The sequence below is a fragment of the Pontibacter rugosus genome, from assembly GCF_042678745.1.
Classification (GTDB): Bacteria; Bacteroidota; Bacteroidia; order Cytophagales; family Hymenobacteraceae; genus Pontibacter; species Pontibacter rugosus.
This window is the reverse complement of the sequence record NZ_JBHTLD010000323.1, coordinates 1-3,526: the sequence shown is the minus strand read 5'-3', so window position 1 is coordinate 3,526 and position 3,526 is coordinate 1. Positions and strand designations below refer to the sequence as shown.

Genomic DNA, 3,526 nt, shown 5'->3' with positions numbered 1-3,526 from the left:
AAAATTAAGAAAAGGAAAGTCAAAGGGTGCCCTGACTTGCAGAACAGGTTAAAATGTAATGATTTTTAATGATGAAAGCTGCACAATTGCTGTTTATTTCTGCTGTACAGTTTGTATGGTTATAAAGCATTTGCTTTTGAGATTTGCTGCCAGCAAAAGGCACAGATAATACCCTAAAGTATAAATTTATCTTTGTATAGCAGCTATCTTATTCGGCTGGTGTTCGTTAGAAAGGCTTCTGGAACCGATTAAGAACTTATGTACGATGTAATAATAATAGGCGGAGGCCCTGCAGGACTCAACGCTGCCATGCTATTGGGCCGTTCTCGCCGTAAAGTGATTTTGTTTGATAGTGGAAAGCCGCGCAACCGCTGGTCCGTAAACATGAACGGATTTCTGACGAGCGACGGGATGAACCCACGTGATTTTATACAGAAAGGCCGTGCCGAACTAACCAAGTACGGCATAGAGATAGTTGATACAGCGGTAGAAACTGCCACATATTCGAAAGGAGAATTTGTAGTAAACGATGTAGACGGAAAAGTATACCGTTCGCGCAAGCTATTACTTGCCACAGGTCTTAAAGATAATTTGCCAGAGCTGGAAGGCGTAGAAGAAATGTATGGCAAGAGCATCCATCACTGCCCTTATTGCGATGGCTGGGAAAGCCGTGATAAAGCAATTGCGGTGTATGGTCCTGAGCGCAAAGGGATAGGGCAGGCACTTGCCATGAAAACCTGGAGTGATGATGTAACGCTTTTTACAGACGGCACCGACAGCCTTACACGCGCAGATAAGGAGCTGCTTGAACGGAACGAGGTAAAAGTTTGCAAAGAGAAAATTACGCGCCTGGAGGGAGCGGATGGCATGCTACAGCATATTGTGCTCAGCACCGGCGAGAAACGCCCGCAGGGAGCATTGTTCTTTTCGCTAGGCACACAGCAGCAATCTGATATAGGCAAGCAGCTTGGCTGCGAGTTTACAAGCAAAGGAGTGATTAAAACAAGGAAACTACAGCACTCTAATATACCTGGCTTATTTGTAGCCGGCGATGCTGCCCGCGATATGCAAATGGTTGTGGTTGCCGCCGCTGAGGGCGCAAAAGCCGGTGTTGCGATCAACATGGATTTGCAAAAAGAGGACAGGAAATAGGAGCAGCACTCCCGTTACTTCTAACAGAACCAGCCCGTATATCAAAACCATACGGGCTGGTTTTGTTTAGCCACCTTTAGCACTACGTCTTTTGTTGTAGATGCAGAAGTGGCTACTCAAAGTATAGAATCTATTACGCTTCTGCTTTTCTGTTTTCTTGCGGTATGGGCTGGAACAGATGCTCTTTTAAGCAGTAGCGGTAGCCGTTTACAAGCAAATGCATCTTCAGGTTTTCAACCGCTATCGGCTCGCTTTCCTCTACTTGCCTTGTGTTGGAGAAGCGTACGTCACTGGCATCGATAATTGTCACTACTCCTGTACCAAAAACCTCCACCTGGTTACCTTCCGTTATAATCACGCCTGTTTCTTCGCTTAAGCCTATGCCTATGTAATCAGGGTCATGGGCAACAGCATGCGCCAGTCTGCCGAAGCGCCCTCTCTCAGCAAAGTGAGAATCTATATATACCTTCTTGATAAAGCCGAAGCCATGTGCGGTTTTCATCTCTCCTCTTATAAGAGAGTAATGCCCATAGCCGTTATAGATCATCCGGTCAGACATAACAGCTGCCCCCGCACTTGTACCCGAAATAATAATGTCTTCTTCCAGGTACCTGCGGTGCATCAGTTCGAGCAGTTTGGTACCCTGCAGGAAATGCGCCAGCCTGAGCTGATCACCACCGGTAAAAAAGATCACGTCTGCTTTTCCGATGCGGGTTATATTTTCTGATGTATCTGCCTCGTGTTCTTCGTCTATACGCATGAAACGTACATTTTCACAGCCAAGCTCTTCAAAAGCTTCTTTATAAGCGTTGCCTGAGTCTACTGCATCCAGAGCCTGGGGCGTGGCTGTAGCGATTACTTCTATATGCGACTGAATGCCGCATATTTCAGACTTTATGAGTTTGATAAGCCCGTCGTCGTCACCGCCTCCCAATGCTATCAATCTTCCTTTTACGTTGTCCATAGGGTTGCCATACAGTTAAGGGTGCTAAGTATAGTTTAAAAAGATCGTGTAGGCACAGTATATAAAAGCCTTACTTTAAAGCATGTTTGAAGTTCATCCGTTGCGCTGCAAAAGCTTGTAAGGAACCTGCTTTCGCGCTGTTCTCGCTCCATAGCGCTGATATGACGCCCTGAAACCGCTTTTCCAGAATCCTTTCTATTCAGCTTTCGCTTACAAAAATGAAATGCAAACATGCTCTTATACTTACCTAACAAGTAACAGGTTGATAGGCAAGTCTGCTTGACTCAGATGATAGAAAATGTCTGCTGTTAAGGTTAAGGTAAAAGCTGCGTTGGCTCCGGCAATTTCGCTCGCTGCGGAACCGTGCCATCCGGCAGTTTCCAGGGGCGTTGTTTTTTAAAAGGCATCCGGAAAAGATGGACCGGGCTTTGCTCAGCAGGATCACGATAGGCAGGCACTCCAATAGTAACAGCATCCTGTGGTACGTTTAAGCGCAAAGTCTGGTGCAGCCTATCCCACCAGGAAAATATCACAGCATAATTGCTGTCTGTTTCCTGCCGCACAATGGAGTGATGAATACCGTGCATGCGTGGGGTAACCATGACCCTACACAGCTGCTTCTCCAGCTTATAAGGCAGTCGCAGATTGCTATGATGGAAAGCAGTACAACCCTCGAATATAACTTCATAAAACAGCACCAATGGCGCTGGCACTCCCAGCAAAGCAATCACCCCTCCACGATAAGGCACGGAAGCGAAATTTTCACCTACATGAAAGCGCCATGCTGAGGAAAGATCAAGGTCTAGGTCGGAGTGATGTACATTATGAAAGCGCCAAAGCAGGTGAGACCGGTGCATAAGCATATGCCAAAAGTAGTTACCATAGTCCAGCAGCAGAAAGCCGAGGGTGTAATGAGCGGCCTTAGGCAACTTTAACCAAGGCAACAGGCCAAACTGGCGGTTATTTGCCCACCGGGCGGCGGCATACATACCCGGTATCAGTACAAGGCGCAGCGCAGGCAAGGCAGCAGCAGCCACACTTGCATTCTCCAACAGGCGCTTTGGCTTTGAACGGACACGACGGCGCAACTTATACTTTGCCTCCAGCACAAAGAGAACTCCTGCTGCCACTCCTAGTAAGGGCATGCCAATCTTATCAAACTTTGGGAACATTAGCTTCATCAGACTATGCTACCACTCGCGCCATAGTTTAGTTGCGAATGCCGATTTACAACTATAGTGTTTAAACAACTATTTGCTGATTTATTCAGAGATAAGAAAACAATAACTACCTGTTCAGTAACGAACAAAAAAGTGTTCGTTACTGAACAGTTCCTGTATCCATTCAAGCAACAGGTTTATTCATAAAACTCTGATTATCAGTACATTAAACACAGTGGCACGCATCATG

3 protein-coding genes are annotated in these 3,526 nt (G+C 46.3%); 1 reads left to right on the top strand and 2 read right to left on the bottom strand.

Annotated features, from left to right (window positions below):
- Nucleotides 1-258 precede the first annotated feature (258 nt).
- The gene (locus ACFQ2O_RS20605; protein WP_377532561.1) at nt 259-1,152 is read left to right on the top strand and encodes an NAD(P)/FAD-dependent oxidoreductase; all 894 of its coding nucleotides are present in this window, start codon (nt 259-261) and stop codon (nt 1,150-1,152) included.
- Nucleotides 1,153-1,285: 133 nt separating this feature from the next.
- Here ACFQ2O_RS20605 and ACFQ2O_RS20600 read toward each other — a convergent pair whose 3' ends face one another.
- Together ACFQ2O_RS20600 and ACFQ2O_RS20595 are read right to left on the bottom strand one after the other, a co-directional pair.
- Nucleotides 1,286-2,116 (bottom strand): cyanophycinase, encoded by an 831-nt coding sequence (locus ACFQ2O_RS20600; RefSeq protein WP_377532558.1) that lies wholly within the window; start codon nt 2,114-2,116, stop codon nt 1,286-1,288.
- Between the two features lie 314 nt (nt 2,117-2,430).
- Entirely contained in the window at nt 2,431-3,288 is an 858-nt protein-coding gene (locus ACFQ2O_RS20595; protein WP_377532555.1) for a sterol desaturase family protein, read from the bottom strand.
- Nucleotides 3,289-3,526 lie beyond the last annotated feature (238 nt).

Excerpts from the sequence above, each read along its gene's own strand:
- ACFQ2O_RS20605 (WP_377532561.1), top strand. The coding sequence starts at position 259 with ATGTACGATGTAATAATAATAGGCGGAGGCCCTGCAGGACTCAACGCT.
- ACFQ2O_RS20600 (WP_377532558.1), bottom strand. The coding sequence starts at position 2,116 with ATGGACAACGTAAAAGGAAGATTGATAGCATTGGGAGGCGGTGACGAC.
- ACFQ2O_RS20595 (WP_377532555.1), bottom strand. The coding sequence starts at position 3,288 with ATGTTCCCAAAGTTTGATAAGATTGGCATGCCCTTACTAGGAGTGGCA.